The organism is Pseudomonas sp. FSL R10-2189 (assembly GCF_009600325.1).
GTDB lineage: Bacteria > Pseudomonadota > Gammaproteobacteria > Pseudomonadales > Pseudomonadaceae > Aquipseudomonas > Aquipseudomonas helleri.
The window spans coordinates 15,722-34,219 of sequence record NZ_WIVZ01000050.1 but is presented as its reverse complement, the minus strand read 5'-3'; the positions used below and the strand labels follow the sequence as shown (position 1 = coordinate 34,219).

Sequence of the window (18,498 nt, the reverse complement as noted above, 5' to 3'; positions counted from 1 at the left end):
AGTGAGATTGGTCAACTGCTGCCGCATCAGTGGGCGCAAGCCCTAACTTACGCAAGGTGAGTTGGGCGGACGCTTACAAATAAAGCGGTAAAAGTGTGAAGCGATTGATCAACTCTCCTACGGGAATGGCGCCTCCCAGACGCTCAGACAGAGCCCCTAAGCAGCATGGCAAAATGGAACCACAGGTACGCGAGTAGCTACCGAAGAGCTCGTGGCTTGACACGCGGTATCCTGGATTGGCCGCTAGCTTGTGATAGCGCACGGCCAGGCTGTAGAGCGACTCATCCGGGAACGGCTGGGGGAAGAACAGAAGGTTAGCCACTGCCTTGAGCTCCCGATCCTCATGTCACCAGGAGGAATCCCTATCCACCCAGCCGCGCTGTTCGAGCTGAGCCTGAAGGTCTTCGTCCTTCGAAAAATGCACGTTAGCTAATGCTCCGTCAGCAACCGGGACCACGGTACGACCCGTAGCCTTCGATGCCGATTTATCCTTGGCTTGAGGTGGAGGAGTGATCGCGGCCTGGGTAAGTAGCGAAAGATGAGCTCTGTCGGCCCGGCGAGCCAAGTCGTAGTTCATCATCTGGGCGATCTGGTCTTTTGTAGGCATCATGTCCTCGAAGTCAGCAATCTGAAGAGGATCACCGCTTCGTAGAGCCTCGATGGGCTTGTGTAGAAGCCTCATTTGATTGTCATACACCTGCTGAAGCACCGCTGGCGTAATAGCGTCGAGGCCCTCCCAAATTACATGACGCTGCGCAAGCATAAGCAGTTTCGCTAGGAAATCAGTATTGCCTTGGGCGAGATCATAGATCTTGGACAAGAGCTCCTTCGTCAGGGGGGCGCATGATGCCGTCCAGTCATAGGCCCAGAGTTGGGACACCAAGTGCTCCCAAAACGGATCGTCTTCGCTGAATCGGTCAAAAGCGATGGGTCCCATCCCCGCCGCTCTTCGGGCGTTGCGCAGCACACCAGAAAACAGCGGGAGCATTGCGTTGGTCCCTACATACACCAGCGGAACGCCTGCATCGTTGGATAAAGTTACGAAGAAATTCAGCAACTTTTCCCGATCCTGTCCCCCCCGCGAGGAGCAAAGATGCTGCATTTCATCAATGATCAAAGCACCAATGAAAAAGGTTTTGCACAGCTGACTGATGTGCTGGAGCATTACGCTGATGCTGTTGCCAGAACCGCCCCTGCGCGAGTATTTGTCGACTCCTAACGCAGCATCCAACGCTGAGAAGAATGCTGCACAGAAACCGCGCAACGAGCCGTCATGAGGGCACTCAATCTTTAGCCACACGACCTGGGTTTCGATGAGAATGGCGTCTTTATATCTGCTGTGGCTGATCACCTGCGGATAAAGCCTTGCGATGGAATTGAGCGCTGTGGTCTTACCCATACCACTCAAGCCGATGAGCGTCATCGTCTCAGCGGTGGACATGAATCCGTGGCCCTTGGCCTCCGCTGAGGAAGGCAGCCGATGCCTAACAGATGAGGCCAACAGCGGATTGCGTCCCATATATCCGTAGCGAATCAGCTGGCTGAAAAGGTCTTCAAGGCGCAGGTGAATTTCGAATGGAACAACAACATCTTTCAGCCGGTTGATCCCATGACCGCGAAGCTTCGGTGGCAACGCTCGTTCGGCCTCGTCGGGCTTCGGCGGAAGGTTCCCAACGCGCCTGACCACATCTACATCCGACAGAATTCTAGGCAAGCATTCGATCAGCGGGTTGCCATCGTACTGAGGCATGCCTGTAGGAATGTATTCTGCGGGGGAGAACGTCAAATCGTTCATGTCTCAGCCTCGCTTCCCTCGCTGACGACTAGTTTCAGAAACGCCGCGCTTCTCGCGGAACTGGGCCTGCCGGTGACTAGCTTAGAATTTTCTGCCACAGGAGGTATGTTATCCACAACGCGTAGCTGATTCAGATCAGCGGTATGGGAATCGCGCTCGGTCTGAGCTTCGGTAGCACGCTTGGCACGTTTGTCCCGCTTGAAATCTGCATTCGATTTCGGGTCACCCTGAGCGACACGTTTGGATTTGGCCCGGTCAAAGATTTCCTCTTGCCGCCCCCTTACCAGCGCCGCAGTATTATCACTGTCATAACGGGCATCCGGCGAAACTTGGTTCAGGACATGGATCATATCAAGAACCTCCTCCATACGGAGTCCACCATATTTCTGCCGTTGCTGCGGTACAATAGTTAAAGCCTCAAAACCTGCTTCTGACTTGATCCAACAATTTTCAATAGAGTTAGGATCATAGAATACTCGAACATATTTCGTCCGCAGGTTGTGCGAGCGCTCCAACCACTCCTCGCGTAACGCTGTTTGACATGTATACTGTACGCCTTGGAAAACAATACCGCCTCGACTTATACGACACTGCTGAGAGGGCAATAGAGCGATTTTCAACTCAGCCGGCGATACTACTTTTGAATTTATAGGGCTATTATCCTTCGACCAATTCCAAATCGCTATAGGCGTTGCTTCCACTCCGCCGGCAATCATCTCGCGATTTAAAAGGTGTGGTATCCGCAGGCTCTTATTGTGAGCCAAGACTCCTACAATAACCATTTCGGTGAACTCGTCGATATCCAAAATGGCATCGAGTTGGTAGTCCCTATCGCCGCGCTCCATTTTACGAGCATCCACTCCGCCTGGAACGAACTTCAAGTCGAGGTGTTCATTGATCAGACGGAAACGGCTTTCGATGATCCCTTTCCAATCAGGCCTGAAAGGAGGCAAAATTTGCACCCCAAGCCCCAAGCTTTGGGAGAGCGTTGCCCCCGCCTCGCTTAGAAGTTCAGCCCGGTCAGCCACAATTTCGACTGGCAAATGCGAGCATGGCCAGTCAGCTTCCTCAATGTCTACGTTGTATCGTTTGCAAAACTCAACCTTTGAGGTGCAAGCGTTGTATATCGCGTGTCTAGCCCCATTCCAGCTGGGCCCCTCAAGGCCCACGTGAATTCCTACAATCATTCTGGTGTAGGTATCGACGACTACATAAAGTATCGGACGCCCAATGAGCCACAGCCTATTAACGCGATGCACTAAATAGACATCAGCGATGGTAGAATCTATCTCATATCGCTGCGTTGCGCCTATCAGGCCTTGGGATGCTGAGCCAACGATAGCCCGATGGTCTTTGTTGTACCTGATAGAACCGCCACGCACCTTGAGCTTATACAGGTCATCGAAAAATAATTTACCGTGATATCTAAGCTGTGCAGTAGTCGGGTAACTGCCGCGTACAATATTTCCTTTCGATCCGTCAGGGAGAGTCGCTCTATAAAATTTGTTTAACATCCACTTATGTGCATCTTTCAGGGTGCCACACTTGCCGCTAGCGACTCGCCCGTAAGCCAAACGGATATGAGAGAGATGGCGCTGTTCGAGCGGGATGGCACCACCATCATTGACAACGACACCAAGATACTTACGCGGCCGACCGGGGATAATACCTGAGGACCGATCCTTTTTCTTCCCACGTCCGCCGCAAGCGCTTGTGTTCCAAAGAAACGCGTTAGGTGTCTGACCCATACTCCAATAGCGGTATAGAAGCCGGTATATCTGCTTACGCTCTACCCCTGTCTCTATGGCATGCGTCGCAACAAGCTTCCCAAAATCAGGACCAAGAATATCCAAGGCAGAGCGATCTTCTACTAAACTTCTTATAAGACTCCAATTTCGATTTCGGCTCGCCTTTTCATTTTCACTAATTTCATCGTCGCTTCTGAGCAGATGTAAAGGAACCATTTCTGGACTTAAGACCGCGCGCCCTGAATCAATTTCGTCAATTAAAACTGACTTATCAATCTGCCAAGGCTTGCCTGGATTCATATTCAGCTCAATCACGATAACAGTATCATTATTTATGCCTAAGACCCTAACTGCCTTTTTTAGTAAGCTCGGTTCTTCGCCGGGAGAAACAATGCTGTTAATTTGAAAATCAAGCATGATGAGAAACCTCGGTTGGCGGAGACAAAGCCGCTGACCGATGGCTCGGCCATACGTGCAACGGCTGCGACAAGCTTATTATTTTCGAGGTAAGATCAGACTCTAAACGGCCGATCCATAGCAGGTGATGGAAGAGCCGCTTCACGCTCATATAGTCAATATAGATATCACGTGACGCCTTTTCCAAAAGAGCTTTTAAGGGTATTTGATCCGTCTTTGACCCCGCGATGTATTCAAGTAAGTTCCCTATATTTTTCTCAGTCGGCAACGAGGGATGGATATTGGCATAAGTCCTGAGAACTCTGAGGTTCGCTAATCTAATCTTCGAGAGGTTTTCGTGCAGGACCAGCTTCCAGTCCACGCCCCTCATTGACCAGTATTTTTCCTCAATAGCGAGCTTTTCAGCTATTCGATTCCGCACATGAAGATCAGCCTGCTCAAATTCCTTTCTATATTTTACTGAGCGAGCAGCTAACCTCGTTTCACCAGAGGGATCCAAGAAGGTGATGAGAAAGTCCGTCGTCATAACGACAGGTATCTGCGTACCAGGATATACAGGGTGACGACAATTTATGCTTGAGGCAATTGCTTGAGTCTCAGCCTGTGTAAGCAGGGGGTACTGCTCTCGGATATCAATGATCGAGGCGTCGTGCTCAAGTACAGTGAGGTAATCTCGCTCCGCATTGGACAGCAGGTGATGAGTGCGGAAAATCTTAACTCCCGCAATCATATGGGAGACACCCTTTGATTTGATTTCCCACACCTTGATCCATGGTTTATAGGAATCTCTCACTCCACTTCCACGGCCTGATTTAATTTTTTTATCTATTTTTGATTGGGTCATCAGCTGGCGGTGGGCAGCCTTGACCGGAGCTACGGGCGCAGATGCCATGTTCAAGTCGCTCATGATTGGGCGACCCACTCGAACGGAACGAGGCTGGTGTGTCGTGTAAAGAGGACACGCCAGCGAGCGGGCTCAGCCAGGACAACAGTCACAGCGGTGCATAGAGGATTGTCACCCAAATCTCCAAGGCCTGGCTCCGGCCTGATGTGCGGTCGGGGCCAGCCTTGTGACAACCTTTATTACGTTGTGACAACCTTTATTGTTTTGTGACAACCTTTATTAATCAAAAACATGTTCACCCAATGCCGTGGAAATACTTATTCCACCGTCACCGATTTAGCCAAGTTGCGCGGCTGGTCCACGTCGGTGCCTTTGAGCACGGCCACGTAGTAAGACAGCAGTTGCAACGGGATGGTGTAGAGGATCGGCGCCAGCACGTCGTGGATGTGCGGCATGTTGATCACATGGGTGCCTTCGCCGTTGCTCATGCCGGCTTGTTCGTCAGCGAAGACGATCAACTCACCACCACGTGCGCGAACTTCTTGCAGGTTGGATTTCAGTTTTTCCAACAGTTCGTTGTTCGGCGCAACGGTGACCACTGGCATGTCGTTGTCCACCAGTGCCAACGGGCCATGTTTCAGTTCGCCCGCCGGGTAGGCTTCAGCGTGGATGTACGAAATTTCTTTGAGCTTGAGCGCGCCTTCCATCGCCACCGGGTACTGCGCACCACGGCCCAGGAACAGGGTGTGGTGTTTGTCGGCGAACAGTTCAGCGACTTTCTCAACGGTAGCGTCCATCGCCAGGGCTTCACCCAGACGGGTCGGCAGGCGGCGCAGTTCTTCAACCAGTTGCGCTTCAACACCGGCTTCGAGGGTGCCGCGCACTTGGCCCAGGGACAAGGTGAGCAGCAGCAGGCCGACCAATTGGGTGGTGAAGGCTTTGGTCGATGCCACGCCAATTTCACGACCGGCTTGGGTCAGCAGGGTCAGATCAGACTCACGAACCAGCGAGCTGATGCCGACGTTGCAAATCGCCAGGCTGCCAAGGAAGCCCAGTTCTTTGGCGTTGCGCAGTGCTGCCAGGGTGTCAGCGGTTTCGCCCGATTGTGAGATCGACACGAACAGGGTGTCTGGCTGTACCACAACTTTGCGGTAGCGGAACTCGCTCGCCACTTCGACCTGGCACGGGATGCCGGCCAGGCTTTCCAGCCAGTAACGGGCAACCATACCGGCGTGGTAGCTGGTACCGCAGGCCACGATCTGGACGTTGCGCACTTTGGCGAACAGTTCTTTGGCGTTTTGGCCAAAGGCCTGAACCAGAACGTGGTCCTGACCCAGACGGTTTTCCAGGGTGCGCTGGACAACGCTTGGCTGCTCGTGAATTTCTTTGAGCATGTAGTGACGGAACTCGCCTTTGTCGGCGGCTTCGGCACCGTCGCGGTATTGCACGGTTTCACGCTGAACGGTCTGACCGTCCACATCCCAGATTTGCACGCTGTCACGACGGATTTCAGCGATGTCGCCTTCTTCCAGGTACATGAAGCGGTCAGTCACTTGGCGCAGGGCCAATTGGTCGGACGCAAGGAAGTTTTCGCCCAGGCCCAGACCAATCACCAGCGGGCTACCACTGCGGGCAGCAACCAGGCGATCAGGTTGTTTGGCGCTGATCACGGCCAGGCCGTATGCACCGTGCAGCTCTTTAACCGTGGCCTTCAGGGCTTCGGTCAGGTCGCTTTGTTCTTTGAGTTTGTGTTGCAGCAGGTGGGCGATGACTTCGGTGTCGGTGTCCGAGGTGAACACGTAGCCCAGGCCTTTGAGCTGCTCGCGCAGGGCTTCGTGGTTTTCGATAATGCCGTTGTGCACAACGGCCAGATCCGAGCCCGAAAAATGCGGGTGCGCATTGCGCTCGCACGGCGCACCGTGGGTGGCCCAACGGGTGTGGGCGATGCCCAGACGGCCCACCAGCGGTTCACCGGCCAGGGCTTGTTCCAGCTCAGACACCTTGCCGTTACGGCGCGTGCGCTCCAGCGTACCGTTGTTGGTAAACACGGCAACACCGGCGCTGTCATAGCCACGGTACTCAAGACGCTTCAGGCCTTCGAGCAGAATGGCCGTGATATTACGTTCGGCGACTGCGCCAACGATTCCACACATAAATTTCTCCTAATCGAGGGCGGCGCATAACAGTGTTATGCCCCGGGCCTGAATCTGTTCGCGTGCCTCTTTGGGCAGGCGATCATCTGTAATAAGGGTATGGACGCTGCTCCAGGGCAGTTCCAGGTTGGGTATTTTGCGGCCGATCTTGTCGGACTCGACCATCACAATCACTTCACGCGCGACATCGGCCATGACCCGGCTCAGACCCAACAACTCGTTAAAAGTTGTTGTGCCACGCTGCAGGTCGATCCCGTCAGCACCGATGAACAATTGGTCGAAGTCGTAAGAGCGCAACACTTGCTCCGCCACCTGTCCCTGAAAGGACTCAGAATGCGGATCCCACGTGCCGCCGGTCATCAACAGCACAGGTTCGTGCTCAAGTTCACTGAGCGCGTTGGCCACGTGCAAGGAGTTGGTCATCACCACCAGGCCCGGTTGCAGGCCCAGTTGCGGAATCATCGACGCCGTGGTGCTGCCGCTGTCGATGATGATCCGCGCGTGTTCTTTAATCAGGCCGACGGCCACACGGGCGATGGCTTGCTTATAGAGGGAGACAGGCTGAGGGACGTCACTCACCAGTTCTTGCGGCATGGTGATGGCGCCGCCATAACGACGCAGTAACAAGCCATTACTTTCGAGTGCCGCCAGATCCTTACGAATGGTGACCTCGGAGGTTTCGAAGCGCTTGGCCAATTCATCCACACTGACTTCGCCCTGCTCGGTGAGCAAGGCCATGATGTTGTGTCTGCGTTGGGGGGTGTTGCGCTTGGACATGTGGGCTCTAAGTTTCGGTTCGAAAGATAACGAAAGCAATGAAACCCGATCTCGAAATTCACGTCAAGAATTTGTTGCAGATTATTTTGTGAATAACTCACTTTTGTCCCCTGCGGGCGGGGGTTTGGCGGGCAATAAAGAGCAGATAAAACAAAGCCTTATCCACAGGTGATGGATAAGGCTTTGGGTAAGTCATTGATTTAAAACAGTTATACGATGACTTAAATTTGTAACAAAACAATCAATTCGAGCTGTGGATAACTGTTCTGTAGGAGGAGCCGAAGGCTGCGATCTTTCGTTGTGTAAAAAGATCGCGAGGCAAGCTAGCGCCTACAGTGGGGAGTTAACTTACGGCTTCGGTTGTTTCACCGGGCGTTTCCAGCCATCGATGTTGCGCTGGCGGGCACGGCCCACGGCCAATTGCTCGGCTTCAACATTTTGGTTGATGGTCGAACCAGCCGCAGTGGTGGCGCCATCAGAGATATCCACAGGCGCTACCAGCGAGTTGTTGGAACCGATGAACACATCCGCACCCAACACGGTTTTCCACTTGTTGGCACCGTCGTAGTTGCAGGTGATGGTACCGGCCCCGATGTTGGTGCGCGGGCCTACTTCGGCATCGCCCAAATAGGTCAGGTGGCCGCACTTGGCTTCTTCACCCAGGTGGGTGTTTTTCAACTCAACAAAGTTACCCACATGGGCGCGGGCGTCGAGCACGCTGCCCGGACGCAAGCGCGCGAAAGGACCGGCATCACTGCCCTCGCCCAGTACCGCACCGTCAAGGTGGCTGTTGGCTTTGACCACTGCACCTTTGCGCAAGGTGCTGTCTTTGATCACGCAGTTCGGACCAATCACCACGTCATCTTCGATCACCACGCGACCTTCAAGAATCACGTTGATGTCAATCAGCACGTCGCGACCGACGGTCACTTCACCGCGCACATCAAAACGGGCCGGGTCACGCAGAGTCACGCCCAATGCCATCAGTCGACGGCCTTCACGCAACTGGTAATGACGCTCCAGCTCGCTGAGCTGTTTACGGTCATTGGCACCCTGCACTTCCATCGGGTCATGGGCATGTTCAGTGGCCACTACCAAGCCATCACTCACCGCCATGGCAATGACGTCAGTCAGGTAATACTCGCCCTGAGCATTGTTGTTCGACAGACGGCTCATCCAGTCAGCCAGGCGAGCGGTCGGTAAAGCCAGAATGCCGGTGTTGCCTTCGGTGATGGCTCGTTGCTCATCGGTGGCATCTTTATGCTCAACGATGGCGCTGACCTTGCCGGTGGCATCACGCACGATACGGCCATAGCCCGTCGGGTCAGCCAGGTTCACGGTCAGCAGGCCCAGTTGCTCCGGGCTCACTTGCTTGAGCAGGCGCTGCAAGGTGTCGACTTCGATCAACGGTACGTCGCCGTACAGCACCAGCACATTTTCGGCGGTCAAAAATGGCAGGGCCTGCGCCACGGCGTGGCCGGTACCCAGTTGCTTGTCTTGCAGCACAAAGTTCAGGTCATCAGCGGCCAAACGCTCGCGGACCAATTCGGCACCATGGCCGATGACCACGTGAATACCGGTCGGCTTAAGTTGGCGGGCGCTGTGGATAACATGCCCAAGCATGGAATTACCGGCCACCGGGTGAAGGACCTTGGGTAGAGACGAACGCATGCGGGTGCCCTGGCCTGCGGCGAGAATAACGATATCGAGAGACATGACTGGCTACCAATCCTGGGTGGTCAGCGAATGCGACCAAAAGTAGTTCGCGGAAATGAAAAAAGGGTAGCCGAGGCTACCCTTTTTAATCAATCACACAATCAGCAACGGCTTAACCGCCGAACTTCTTGCGGATTTGCTGGACGGTGCGCAGCTGAGCTGCAGCCTCGGCCAGACGTGCGGCAGCAGATCCGTAATCGAAATCTGCGCCTTTTTCGTTCAGGGCCTTCTCGGCAGCCTTAACGGCTTCCTGAGCAGAGGCTTCATCCAGGTCGGCAGCACGTTGCACGGTGTCGGCAAGCACCTTGACCATGTTCGGCTGAACCTCGAGGAAACCACCAGAGATGTAAAACACCTCGGCTTCGCCACCCTGTTTGATCAGGCGGATCGGACCTGGGTTCAGACTGGTGATCAGCGGAGCGTGACCCAGAGCGATACCAAGATCACCCAGTGCACCGTGCGCAATCACCATCTCAACCAGACCGGAAAAGATTTCTCCTTCCGCGCTGACGATATCGCAATGGACTGTCATATTAGCCATCTGATTGCCTCAACCTGATTAGCGCCCGTTTCCGGGCGCCCGAATTACAGTTTCTTGGCTTTCTCGATCGCTTCTTCGATGCCGCCAACCATGTAGAACGCTTGTTCTGGCAGGTGGTCGTAGTCACCGTTGAGGATGCCTTTGAAGCCAGCAATGGTGTCTTTCAGGGAAACGTATTTACCCGAAGCACCGGTGAAGACTTCAGCCACGAAGAACGGCTGCGACAAGAAGCGCTGGATCTTACGAGCACGGTTTACCAACTGCTTGTCGGCTTCCGACAGCTCGTCCATACCCAGGATCGCAATGATGTCCTTCAGTTCTTTGTAACGCTGCAGCACGTACTGAACGCCGCGAGCGGTGTCGTAGTGCTCCTGGCCGATCACGTTCGGGTCCAGCTGGCGCGAAGTCGAGTCGAGTGGATCGACCGCTGGGTAGATACCCAGGGAAGCGATGTCACGGGACAGTACGACGGTGGCGTCCAAGTGGGCGAAGGTGGTCGCTGGCGACGGGTCGGTCAAGTCATCCGCAGGTACGTATACCGCTTGGATCGAAGTGATCGAACCTTCCTTGGTCGAAGTGATACGTTCTTGCAGAACGCCCATCTCTTCAGCCAGGGTCGGCTGGTAACCTACTGCCGAAGGCATACGGCCCAGCAGTGCGGATACTTCAGTACCGGCCAGTGTGTAACGGTAGATGTTGTCGACGAACAACAGAACGTCGTTACCTTCGTCACGGAACTTCTCAGCCATGGTCAGGCCAGTCAGTGCTACGCGCAGACGGTTACCCGGCGGCTCGTTCATCTGACCGTAAACCAGCGCTACTTTGTCCAGTACGTTGGAATCCTTCATCTCGTGGTAGAAGTCGTTACCCTCACGAGTACGCTCACCCACACCGGCGAACACGGAATAACCGCTGTGCTCGATGGCGATGTTACGGATCAGTTCCATCATGTTTACGGTTTTGCCTACACCGGCACCACCGAACAAACCGACTTTACCGCCTTTGGCGAACGGGCAAACCAGGTCGATAACCTTGATGCCTGTTTCCAGCAGATCGTTGCCGCCAGCTTGTTCGGCGAACGAAGGTGCTGGACGGTGAATGCCCCAACGCTCTTCGGTGTCGATCGGGCCAGCTTCGTCAATCGGGTTACCCAGTACGTCCATGATCCGGCCCAGGGTCGCTTTACCGACCGGTACGGAGATGGCTGCGCCAGTGTCGACTACGTCCAGACCGCGCTTCAAGCCTTCGGTGGAACCCATCGCAATGGTACGAACTACGCCGTCGCCCAGCTGCTGCTGAACTTCCAGAGTAGTTTCCGCGCCTTGTACTTTCAGCGCGTTGTAGATGCTCGGTACGCTGTCGCGTGGAAATTCCACGTCGATAACGGCGCCGATGATTTGAACGATACGTCCGCTACTCATAGCTGGATCCTCTGAATATTTGAACCGTTAAACCGCGGCAGCGCCGCCGACGATTTCCGAGATCTCTTGGGTGATCGCAGCCTGACGCGCCTTGTTGTAGACCAGCTGCAAATCGCTGATCAGATCACCGGCGTTATCGGTAGCGTTTTTCATCGCGATCATCCGCGCCGCTTGTTCAGCTGCGTTGTTCTCGACCACCGCCTGGTACACCTGCGACTCCACGTAACGCACCATCAAGCCGTCAAGCAGCTCTTTGGCGTCTGGTTCGTAGAGGTAGTCCCAGTGGTGCTTGAGTTCCTGATCCGGGGTCGCCACCAGTGGAATCAATTGCTCCACGGTTGGCTGCTGGGTCATGGTGTTGATGAACTTGTTGGATACCACGGACAGGCGGTCAATCCGGCCTTCCAGGTACGCATCCAGCATCACCTTCACACTGCCGATCAGATCATTGATCGACGGCTCTTCACCCAGGTGGCTGATAGCTGCAACGACGTTACCGCCGAAGTTACGGAAAAAGGCCGCACCCTTGCTACCAACAACACACAGATCAATCTCGACGCCGTTATCGCGGTTTACCGCCATGTCCTTGACCAGGGCCTTGAACAGGTTGGTATTCAAACCACCGCACAAACCACGGTCACTGCTCACAACCACATAACCCACACGCTTAACTGCGCGGTCGATCATGAATGGGTGGCGGTATTCCGGGTTGGCGTTGGCCAAATGCCCAATAACCTGGCGGATGCGCTCCGCATAAGGACGGCTAGCAGCCATGCGCATTTGTGCCTTGCGCATTTTGCTGACCGCCACTTTTTCCATGGCGCTGGTAATTTTTTGCGTGCTTTTGATGCTCGCAATCTTACTGCGAATCTCTTTTGCGCCTGCCATGTAACACCTATCAGGTTAGCAAGCGGGAGCCTTGCGGCTCCCGCTGCGGCTTACCAGGTTTGGGTGGCCTTGAACTTCTCGATACCGGCTTTCAGGCCAGCGTCGATTTCGTCATTGAAGTCACCCTTCACGTTGATCTTGGCCAACAAGTCGGCATGATCGCGGTTGAAGTAAGCAATCAGCGCTTGTTCAAAGCTGCCGACCTTGGCGATTTCGACGTCAGTCAGGAACCCACGCTCAGCGGCATACAGCGACAACGCCATGTCAGCGATCGACATTGGGGCGTATTGCTTCTGCTTCATCAGCTCGGTAACGCGCTGACCATGCTCAAGTTGCTTACGGGTCGCTTCGTCCAGGTCAGAAGCGAACTGGGCGAATGCGGCCAGTTCACGGTACTGAGCCAGAGCGGTACGGATACCACCGGAAAGCTTCTTGATGATCTTGGTCTGAGCGGCACCACCCACACGGGATACCGAAACACCGGCGTTCACTGCAGGGCGGATGCCCGAGTTGAACATGGCCGATTCCAGGAAGATCTGACCGTCGGTGATGGAAATCACGTTGGTCGGAACGAACGCGGAAACGTCGCCAGCTTGAGTTTCGATGATCGGCAATGCGGTCAGGGAACCGGTTTTGCCGGTCACTGCGCCATTAGTGAACTTCTCTACGTAATCTTCCGAAACGCGGGATGCGCGCTCCAGCAGACGGGAGTGGAGATAGAACACGTCGCCTGGGTAAGCTTCACGGCCTGGTGGACGGCGCAGCAGCAGGGAAATCTGGCGGTAAGCCACTGCTTGCTTGGACAGATCGTCATAAACGATCAGCGCGTCTTCACCGCGGTCGCGGAAGAACTCACCCATGGTGCAACCGGCGTAAGGAGCCAGGTATTGCAGCGCAGGCGATTCAGAAGCACTGGCAGCCACGATGATCGTGTTTTTCAGTGCGCCGTTTTCTTCCAGCTTGCGAACCACGTTAGCGATGGTCGATTGCTTCTGACCGATGGCTACGTAGACACAGAAAATGCCGCTGTCTTTCTGGTTGATGATCGCGTCGATCGCCAGAGCGGTTTTACCGATCTGACGGTCACCGATGATCAGCTCACGCTGGCCACGGCCGACAGGGATCATGGCATCGACAGCCTTGTAGCCAGTCTGTACAGGCTGGTCTACCGACTTACGCCAGATCACGCCTGGAGCAACTTTCTCGACCGCGTCGGTCTCGGTGTTGCCCAGAGGACCTTTGCCGTCAACTGGGTTACCCAGTGCGTCGACTACGCGACCCAGCAGTTCCTTACCAACAGGAACTTCCAGGATGCGGCCAGTGCACTTGGCGCTCATGCCTTCAGCCAGAGACTGGTAAGCGCCCAAAATTACGGCACCTACGGAGTCTTGCTCCAGGTTGAGGGCCATACCGAAGACGCCGCCCGGAAACTCGATCATCTCGCCGGACATTACGTCGGCCAGACCGTGAATCCGCACGATACCGTCAGATACGCTGACGACAGTGCCTTCGTTACGGGCTTGGGAGGTCACATCGAGCTTGTCGATGCGGCCCTTGATAATTTCACTTATTTCGGAAGGATTGAGTTGCTGCATTGCTCTGCTGCCCCTTCAAACTCAAGATTTCAATGCTTCGGCAAGATTCGCGAGTTTGCCGCGAATCGAGCCATCGATAACCAGGTCGCCGGCGCGAATGACAATGCCCCCAATGAGGGACTTGTCTTCCGCAACTTGCAGGCGCACTTCCCGGTCGAGTCGTGCACTGAGAACCTTGGCGAGTTTGTCTTGCTGTTCTTGGTTCAATGCGAAAGCACTGGTCACTTCAACATCTACCGACTTCTCTTGCTCGGCCTTGTACAGGTCAAACAGAGCGGCGATCTCCGGCAAAAGCAGGAGACGGTCGTTTTCTGCAACGACGTGGATGAAGTTCTGCACTTTCACATCAAACTTGTCGCCGCACACGTCAATAAACGTGGCGGCCTTTTCTGCGCTCGTCAGTCGCGGGGCCTTGAGCACGCGCTGCATCGTGTCGTCTTGCGACACCGCTGCAGCCAGGCCGAGCATGGCTGACCAAGAGGCCAGTTGCTGGTGGGCCTGGGCGTGCTCGAAGGCTGCCTTAGCGTAAGGTCGGGCCAACGTGGTCAATTCTGCCATGATCGCCCTCGCTTAAATTTCAGCAGCCAGTTTATTAACCAGCTCCGCGTGCGCGTTTTGATCGATTGTGGCACCCAGGATCTTCTCTGCGCCTTCAACAGCCAAGCCACCCAATTGGGCACGCAGGGCGTCTTTGACGCTGTTCAGTTCCTGTTCGATCTCGGCCTGAGCCTGAGCCTTCACACGGTCAGCTTCAACGCGAGCCTGTTCACGGGCTTCGTCTACGATCTGAGTACCGCGTTTCTTGGCTTGCTCAATGATTTCAGCTGCTTGAGCCTTAGCTTCGCGCAGTTGTTGACCCGCTTTATCTTGGGCCAACTCCAGGTCACGAGCTGCTCGGTTAGCAGCGTCCAGTCCAGCCGCAATCTTCTTCTGACGTTCTTGCAATGCCGCGATGACCGGAGGCCACACGAACTTCATGCAAAACAGTACAAAAATGAAGAACGCAACGGACTGGCCAATCAGGGTTGCATTAATGTTCACGCCAACACCTCGCTCGTTCGTTGTCCATCACTCTAATCAACTCGAAAATTCGAGTGATTAGCCAGCGAGTTGACCAACGAAAGGGTTCGCGAAAGTGAAGAACAGTGCGATACCAACACCGATCATGGTTACGGCGTCGAGCAGACCGGCAACGATGAACATTTTAACTTGCAGCATTGGAACCATTTCTGGTTGACGCGCAGCGCCTTCCAGGAACTTGCCGCCCAACAGGCCGAAACCAATTGCGGTACCCAGTGCACCCAGGCCGATCAACAGTGCAACAGCGATAGCGGTTAGACCAACTACAGTTTCCATCTTTCCTCCCGACTTTTACGTCGTATGGTTTAGGTTTTTAGATTAAAGCGGTAAAACAAAATCAATTTGCTACACCCTCCCGCCGGAACGGGAGGGGCACCAGACTCGCCGAAACGGGTCTTAGTGGTTCTCTTCGTGCGCCATCGACAAGTAAACGATGGTCAACATCATGAAGATGAACGCTTGCAAGGTGATGATCAGGATGTGGAATACAGCCCACGCCCATTGCAGCACCACGCCCAGACCGCTAAGCCAAAGCAGGCCGCTGCCGAACATTACGGCGATCAGGATAAATACCAGTTCGCCAGCGTACATGTTGCCGAACAGACGCAGTGCCAGCGAGATTGGCTTGGCAACCAGCGTCACGAATTCGAGCAGGAAGTTCACCGGAATCAGCAGCGCTTGAACCAGGATGTTCTTGCTGCCGAACGGGTGCAGGGTCAGTTCGCCGATAAAACCGCCGATGCCCTTGATTTTGATGCTGTAGAAGATGATCAACGCGAATACCGACAGGGCCATGCCCAGGGTAGCGTTAGGATCGGTCGTCGGTACGGCACGGAACGGGAAGTGCTCATCGCCAGTGATCAGGATGGCCAACTGAGGAATCCAGTCAACCGGGATCAGGTCGATGACGTTCATCAGGAAAACCCAGACGAAAATGGTCAGCGCCAGCGGAGCAATCACGGCGCTACGGCCATGGAAGCTGTCTTTTACGCTGCCATCAACGAATTCCACCAGCACTTCAACGAAGTTCTGCAGTGCGCCTGGTTGACCGGAAGTTGCCTTCTTGGCCGCCATGCGGAAAATGAAGATAAACAGCAAGCCTACGAATACAGACCAGCCGAGGGTATCGACGTGGAATGACCAAAAGCCCATTGCTTTAGCTTCTGCAACGGTGTGAGCAAAGCCCCAGCCGCCATCAGGTAGCTGCCCGAAGGTCAGGTTCTGTAAGTGGTGCTGGATATAGCCCGAAGCGGTTGTTTCTGCCATGGTTGCCTCAAACGCCCTAAGGTCTCGAAAGTGTTGTTCTCATTAGCAGGGGAGCGAACCAGCTGACCAATTGGGTCAACACGAAGACGCCGAATACAGCTAGCGGCGCCAATGGCTTCACACCTGCAAACGTCAGCGCGAACAGCACTGCCGTCAAAATTAATTTGCCCGCCTCGCCAGCGTAAAACGACCGGACGATGGCTTGCGCTGCTCGAGCGCCGGTAAACCGGAAAGCTCTGTGAGCAAAGTACACATTGGGTAGCAAAGCGATCAGGCCTCCGCAGAGTCCTGAGTATCCGGCTACAACTCCCTGCCATTGCCAGAGCCCCAGAGCAGCCAGCAATAAAACGACAAATTGAGCCAGCAAAACCGGAAAAACCGCCAAGCGATGGAATGGCAAGCGGTTTGGCGTGCGTGTCTCCATCACAACTGCTCCTCAATGGTCGGCTGCCAAAAGCTAAAACTTGGCATAATTTGTGCCGACAAAATGCGCGCAGAGTATAGGGGCGCTGAAGCCCCTATTCAACTGTCAGGTAGTGATTTCCGACTGCGCGCTACACAGGAAATGTTTCAGCGGATGTGAGCAAGCACTCCTTGAAGCTCATCAAGGGAGTTGTAACCAATCACTAATTGGCCTTTTCCCTTCTTTCCGTGGCGGATCTGCACCGCAGAGCCTAGGCGCTCGGCCAGACGCTGCTCGAGGCGAGTGATATCGGGATCGGCTTTAACCGGTTCAGCAGGCTCTTGTTTACCGCTCAACCACTGACGAACCAAGGCTTCGGTCTGGCGTACGGTCAGGCCACGTGCGACAACGTGTCGCGCCCCCTCAACCTGCTTGTTGTCCGGCAAACCGAGCAAGGCCCGCGCATGGCCCATTTCGAGGTCACCGTGGGACAACATGGTTTTGATCACTTCGGGCAATGAAATCAGTCGCAACAAGTTAGCCACAGACACCCGGGACTTACCCACAGCGTCGGCCACTTGTTGTTGAGTCAGCTGAAACTCTTGCTGCAAGCGTTGCAAGGCAATCGCTTCTTCGATCGGATTCAGGTCTTCACGCTGAATGTTCTCAATCAGCGCCATCGCGATAGCGGTTTCATCCGGCACATCACGCACCATCGCCGGGATGGTGTCTTTACCGGCCTGTTGGCTGGCGCGCCAGCGACGTTCACCGGCAATGATCTCAAAACGGTCGCCAGCGATCGGACGCACCACGATCGGCTGCATCACGCCCTGGGTCTTGATCGAGTTCGCCAGTTCTTCGAGCGCTTGCGGGTCCATGTCGCGACGAGGCTGATATTTGCCGCGCTGGATCAGGTCCAGGGGCAAATGCTGCAGTTCGCTTTGATCGACCTTGACGGCCTGCTCTTCCAGCGAGCTGACCGTAGGACCACTCAGGAGTGCATCCAGTCCACGTCCTAGACCTCGTTTCTTGACGGCCATGGAATATCCTTAAGTTGGCTGAGCAGTGCGGGAGGTGCGACGTTGACGACGAACCAGCTCGCCGGCCAGGGCAAGGTAAGCAATCGCGCCACGGGAGTTTTTATCATAGGCCAATGCAGGCATGCCGTAACTCGGTGCCTCGGCCAGACGAATGTTTCGCGGAATCACCGTGTCGTACAGCTGCTCGCCGAAGTGCTCTTTGAGCTGGGCCGACACATCGTTCATCAGGCTCAGGCGCGGGTCGTACATGGTCCGCAGCAGGCCTTCGATTTTCAGGTTCGGGTTAAGCAACTCGGCGATGCGCTTGATGTTATCCACAAGGTCGCTCAAGCCTTCGAGGGCGAAGTACTCGCACTGCATGGGGATAATCACCCCATCGGCTGCCACCAGGGCGTTCAAGGTCAGCATCGACAACGACGGCGGGCAGTCGATCAGGATGTAATCGTAGCTTTCACGCACCGGCGCCAGCGCTGTACGCAGACGGCTTTCTTTCATCTGCATTTCGAGCAGTACGACTTCGGCTGCTGTCAGGTCACGGTTGGCCGGCAACAGTTGGTAACCACCGTGCTCGGAGACGTGCATGGCCTGGGCCAGGTCGCATTCACCGATCAACAGGTCGTAGACCGAGTTCTCAAGACCATGTTTATCCACACCGCTGCCCATGGTGGCGTTGCCTTGTGGATCAAGGTCGATCAACAGGACGCGCCGCTTGGTCGCGACCAGCGATGCTGCGAGGTTGATACAGGTGGTGGTTTTACCCACACCACCTTTTTGGTTCGCTATTGCGAATACCTTAGCCATTCTTGCTTGCGTT

General features: G+C 54.9%; 17 protein-coding genes. All 17 read right to left on the bottom strand.

The genetic code is table 11. The annotated features are described in order from the left end of the window. Nucleotides 1-346 precede the first annotated feature (346 nt). The 17 genes from GHO32_RS24090 to GHO32_RS24010 all read right to left on the bottom strand — a co-directional run bounded on the left by GHO32_RS24090 (nucleotide 347) and on the right by GHO32_RS24010 (nucleotide 18,485). Nucleotides 347-1,795, bottom strand: coding sequence for an ATP-binding protein (locus GHO32_RS24090; protein WP_023048574.1), 1,449 nt, complete (start codon nucleotides 1,793-1,795; stop codon nucleotides 347-349). Then, nucleotides 1,792-3,960, bottom strand: a complete 2,169-nt coding sequence (locus GHO32_RS24085; RefSeq protein ID WP_103435499.1) for a Mu transposase C-terminal domain-containing protein — start codon at nucleotides 3,958-3,960, stop codon at nucleotides 1,792-1,794. The genes GHO32_RS24090 and GHO32_RS24085 overlap by 4 nt, the downstream gene beginning before the upstream one ends. Then, entirely contained in the window at nucleotides 3,953-4,852 is a 900-nt protein-coding gene (locus tag GHO32_RS24080; protein ID WP_045485366.1) for a TnsA endonuclease N-terminal domain-containing protein, read from the bottom strand. Before GHO32_RS24080 ends, GHO32_RS24085 begins: the two co-directional genes overlap by 8 nt. A 269-nt stretch (nucleotides 4,853-5,121) precedes the next feature. Further along, the gene (glmS, locus tag GHO32_RS24075; protein WP_153334516.1) at nucleotides 5,122-6,957 is read right to left on the bottom strand and encodes a glutamine--fructose-6-phosphate transaminase (isomerizing); all 1,836 of its coding nucleotides are present in this window, start codon (nucleotides 6,955-6,957) and stop codon (nucleotides 5,122-5,124) included. Between the two features lie 9 nt (nucleotides 6,958-6,966). Continuing rightward, nucleotides 6,967-7,734: a DeoR/GlpR family DNA-binding transcription regulator gene (locus GHO32_RS24070; protein WP_048373548.1), complete on the bottom strand. Its 768-nt coding sequence runs from the start codon at nucleotides 7,732-7,734 to the stop codon at nucleotides 6,967-6,969. A 348-nt stretch (nucleotides 7,735-8,082) separates the two neighbouring features. After that, a complete protein-coding gene (gene glmU / locus GHO32_RS24065; RefSeq protein ID WP_153334518.1) occupies nucleotides 8,083-9,450 on the bottom strand; it encodes a bifunctional UDP-N-acetylglucosamine diphosphorylase/glucosamine-1-phosphate N-acetyltransferase GlmU in 1,368 nt (455 codons plus the stop codon). 112 nt (nucleotides 9,451-9,562) lie between these two features. Next, nucleotides 9,563-9,982: a F0F1 ATP synthase subunit epsilon gene (locus GHO32_RS24060; RefSeq protein ID WP_371924508.1), complete on the bottom strand. Its 420-nt coding sequence runs from the start codon at nucleotides 9,980-9,982 to the stop codon at nucleotides 9,563-9,565. A gap of 53 nt (nucleotides 9,983-10,035) precedes the next feature. Beyond that, on the bottom strand, nucleotides 10,036-11,412 hold the full coding sequence (gene atpD, locus GHO32_RS24055) for a F0F1 ATP synthase subunit beta (RefSeq protein ID WP_017135118.1): 1,377 nt from the start codon (nucleotides 11,410-11,412) through the stop codon (nucleotides 10,036-10,038). 27 nt (nucleotides 11,413-11,439) lie between these two features. Beyond that, entirely contained in the window at nucleotides 11,440-12,300 is an 861-nt protein-coding gene (atpG, locus tag GHO32_RS24050) for a F0F1 ATP synthase subunit gamma (RefSeq protein WP_048373555.1), read from the bottom strand. Between the two features lie 50 nt (nucleotides 12,301-12,350). Continuing rightward, on the bottom strand, nucleotides 12,351-13,895 hold the full coding sequence (atpA, locus tag GHO32_RS24045; protein ID WP_048373556.1) for a F0F1 ATP synthase subunit alpha: 1,545 nt from the start codon (nucleotides 13,893-13,895) through the stop codon (nucleotides 12,351-12,353). A 21-nt stretch (nucleotides 13,896-13,916) separates the two neighbouring features. Continuing rightward, nucleotides 13,917-14,453, bottom strand: a complete 537-nt coding sequence (locus GHO32_RS24040; RefSeq protein ID WP_048373558.1) for a F0F1 ATP synthase subunit delta — start codon at nucleotides 14,451-14,453, stop codon at nucleotides 13,917-13,919. A 12-nt stretch (nucleotides 14,454-14,465) separates the two neighbouring features. Beyond that, nucleotides 14,466-14,936: a F0F1 ATP synthase subunit B gene (locus GHO32_RS24035; protein ID WP_048373561.1), complete on the bottom strand. Its 471-nt coding sequence runs from the start codon at nucleotides 14,934-14,936 to the stop codon at nucleotides 14,466-14,468. A gap of 57 nt (nucleotides 14,937-14,993) precedes the next feature. After that, entirely contained in the window at nucleotides 14,994-15,251 is a 258-nt protein-coding gene (gene atpE / locus GHO32_RS24030) for a F0F1 ATP synthase subunit C (protein ID WP_002555987.1), read from the bottom strand. 120 nt (nucleotides 15,252-15,371) lie between these two features. Further along, nucleotides 15,372-16,241: a F0F1 ATP synthase subunit A gene (gene atpB, locus GHO32_RS24025; RefSeq protein WP_048373563.1), complete on the bottom strand. Its 870-nt coding sequence runs from the start codon at nucleotides 16,239-16,241 to the stop codon at nucleotides 15,372-15,374. 16 nt (nucleotides 16,242-16,257) lie between these two features. Beyond that, a complete protein-coding gene (locus GHO32_RS24020; protein ID WP_123750613.1) occupies nucleotides 16,258-16,665 on the bottom strand; it encodes a F0F1 ATP synthase subunit I in 408 nt (135 codons plus the stop codon). A 146-nt stretch (nucleotides 16,666-16,811) separates the two neighbouring features. Continuing rightward, nucleotides 16,812-17,684 (bottom strand): ParB/RepB/Spo0J family partition protein, encoded by an 873-nt coding sequence (locus GHO32_RS24015; RefSeq protein ID WP_048373567.1) that lies wholly within the window; start codon nucleotides 17,682-17,684, stop codon nucleotides 16,812-16,814. A gap of 9 nt (nucleotides 17,685-17,693) precedes the next feature. Then, nucleotides 17,694-18,485, bottom strand: a complete 792-nt coding sequence (locus GHO32_RS24010) for a ParA family protein (RefSeq protein ID WP_153334523.1) — start codon at nucleotides 18,483-18,485, stop codon at nucleotides 17,694-17,696. Nucleotides 18,486-18,498: the final 13 nt, after the last annotated feature.

What these genes read in the sequence shown, in the direction of transcription:
- GHO32_RS24090 (WP_023048574.1), bottom strand. Translation starts at nt 1,795, where the DNA reads ATGAACGATTTGACGTTCTCCCCCGCAGAATACATTCCTACAGGCATG.
- GHO32_RS24085 (WP_103435499.1), bottom strand. Translation starts at nt 3,960, where the DNA reads ATGCTTGATTTTCAAATTAACAGCATTGTTTCTCCCGGCGAAGAACCG.
- GHO32_RS24080 (WP_045485366.1), bottom strand. Translation starts at nt 4,852, where the DNA reads ATGGCATCTGCGCCCGTAGCTCCGGTCAAGGCTGCCCACCGCCAGCTG.
- glmS (WP_153334516.1), bottom strand. Translation starts at nt 6,957, where the DNA reads ATGTGTGGAATCGTTGGCGCAGTCGCCGAACGTAATATCACGGCCATT.
- GHO32_RS24070 (WP_048373548.1), bottom strand. Translation starts at nt 7,734, where the DNA reads ATGTCCAAGCGCAACACCCCCCAACGCAGACACAACATCATGGCCTTG.
- glmU (WP_153334518.1), bottom strand. Translation starts at nt 9,450, where the DNA reads ATGTCTCTCGATATCGTTATTCTCGCCGCAGGCCAGGGCACCCGCATG.
- GHO32_RS24060 (WP_371924508.1), bottom strand. Translation starts at nt 9,982, where the DNA reads ATGACAGTCCATTGCGATATCGTCAGCGCGGAAGGAGAAATCTTTTCC.
- atpD (WP_017135118.1), bottom strand. Translation starts at nt 11,412, where the DNA reads ATGAGTAGCGGACGTATCGTTCAAATCATCGGCGCCGTTATCGACGTG.
- atpG (WP_048373555.1), bottom strand. Translation starts at nt 12,300, where the DNA reads ATGGCAGGCGCAAAAGAGATTCGCAGTAAGATTGCGAGCATCAAAAGC.
- atpA (WP_048373556.1), bottom strand. Translation starts at nt 13,895, where the DNA reads ATGCAGCAACTCAATCCTTCCGAAATAAGTGAAATTATCAAGGGCCGC.
- GHO32_RS24040 (WP_048373558.1), bottom strand. Translation starts at nt 14,453, where the DNA reads ATGGCAGAATTGACCACGTTGGCCCGACCTTACGCTAAGGCAGCCTTC.
- atpE (WP_002555987.1), bottom strand. Translation starts at nt 15,251, where the DNA reads ATGGAAACTGTAGTTGGTCTAACCGCTATCGCTGTTGCACTGTTGATC.
- atpB (WP_048373563.1), bottom strand. Translation starts at nt 16,241, where the DNA reads ATGGCAGAAACAACCGCTTCGGGCTATATCCAGCACCACTTACAGAAC.
- GHO32_RS24020 (WP_123750613.1), bottom strand. Translation starts at nt 16,665, where the DNA reads ATGGAGACACGCACGCCAAACCGCTTGCCATTCCATCGCTTGGCGGTT.
- GHO32_RS24015 (WP_048373567.1), bottom strand. Translation starts at nt 17,684, where the DNA reads ATGGCCGTCAAGAAACGAGGTCTAGGACGTGGACTGGATGCACTCCTG.
- GHO32_RS24010 (WP_153334523.1), bottom strand. Translation starts at nt 18,485, where the DNA reads ATGGCTAAGGTATTCGCAATAGCGAACCAAAAAGGTGGTGTGGGTAAA.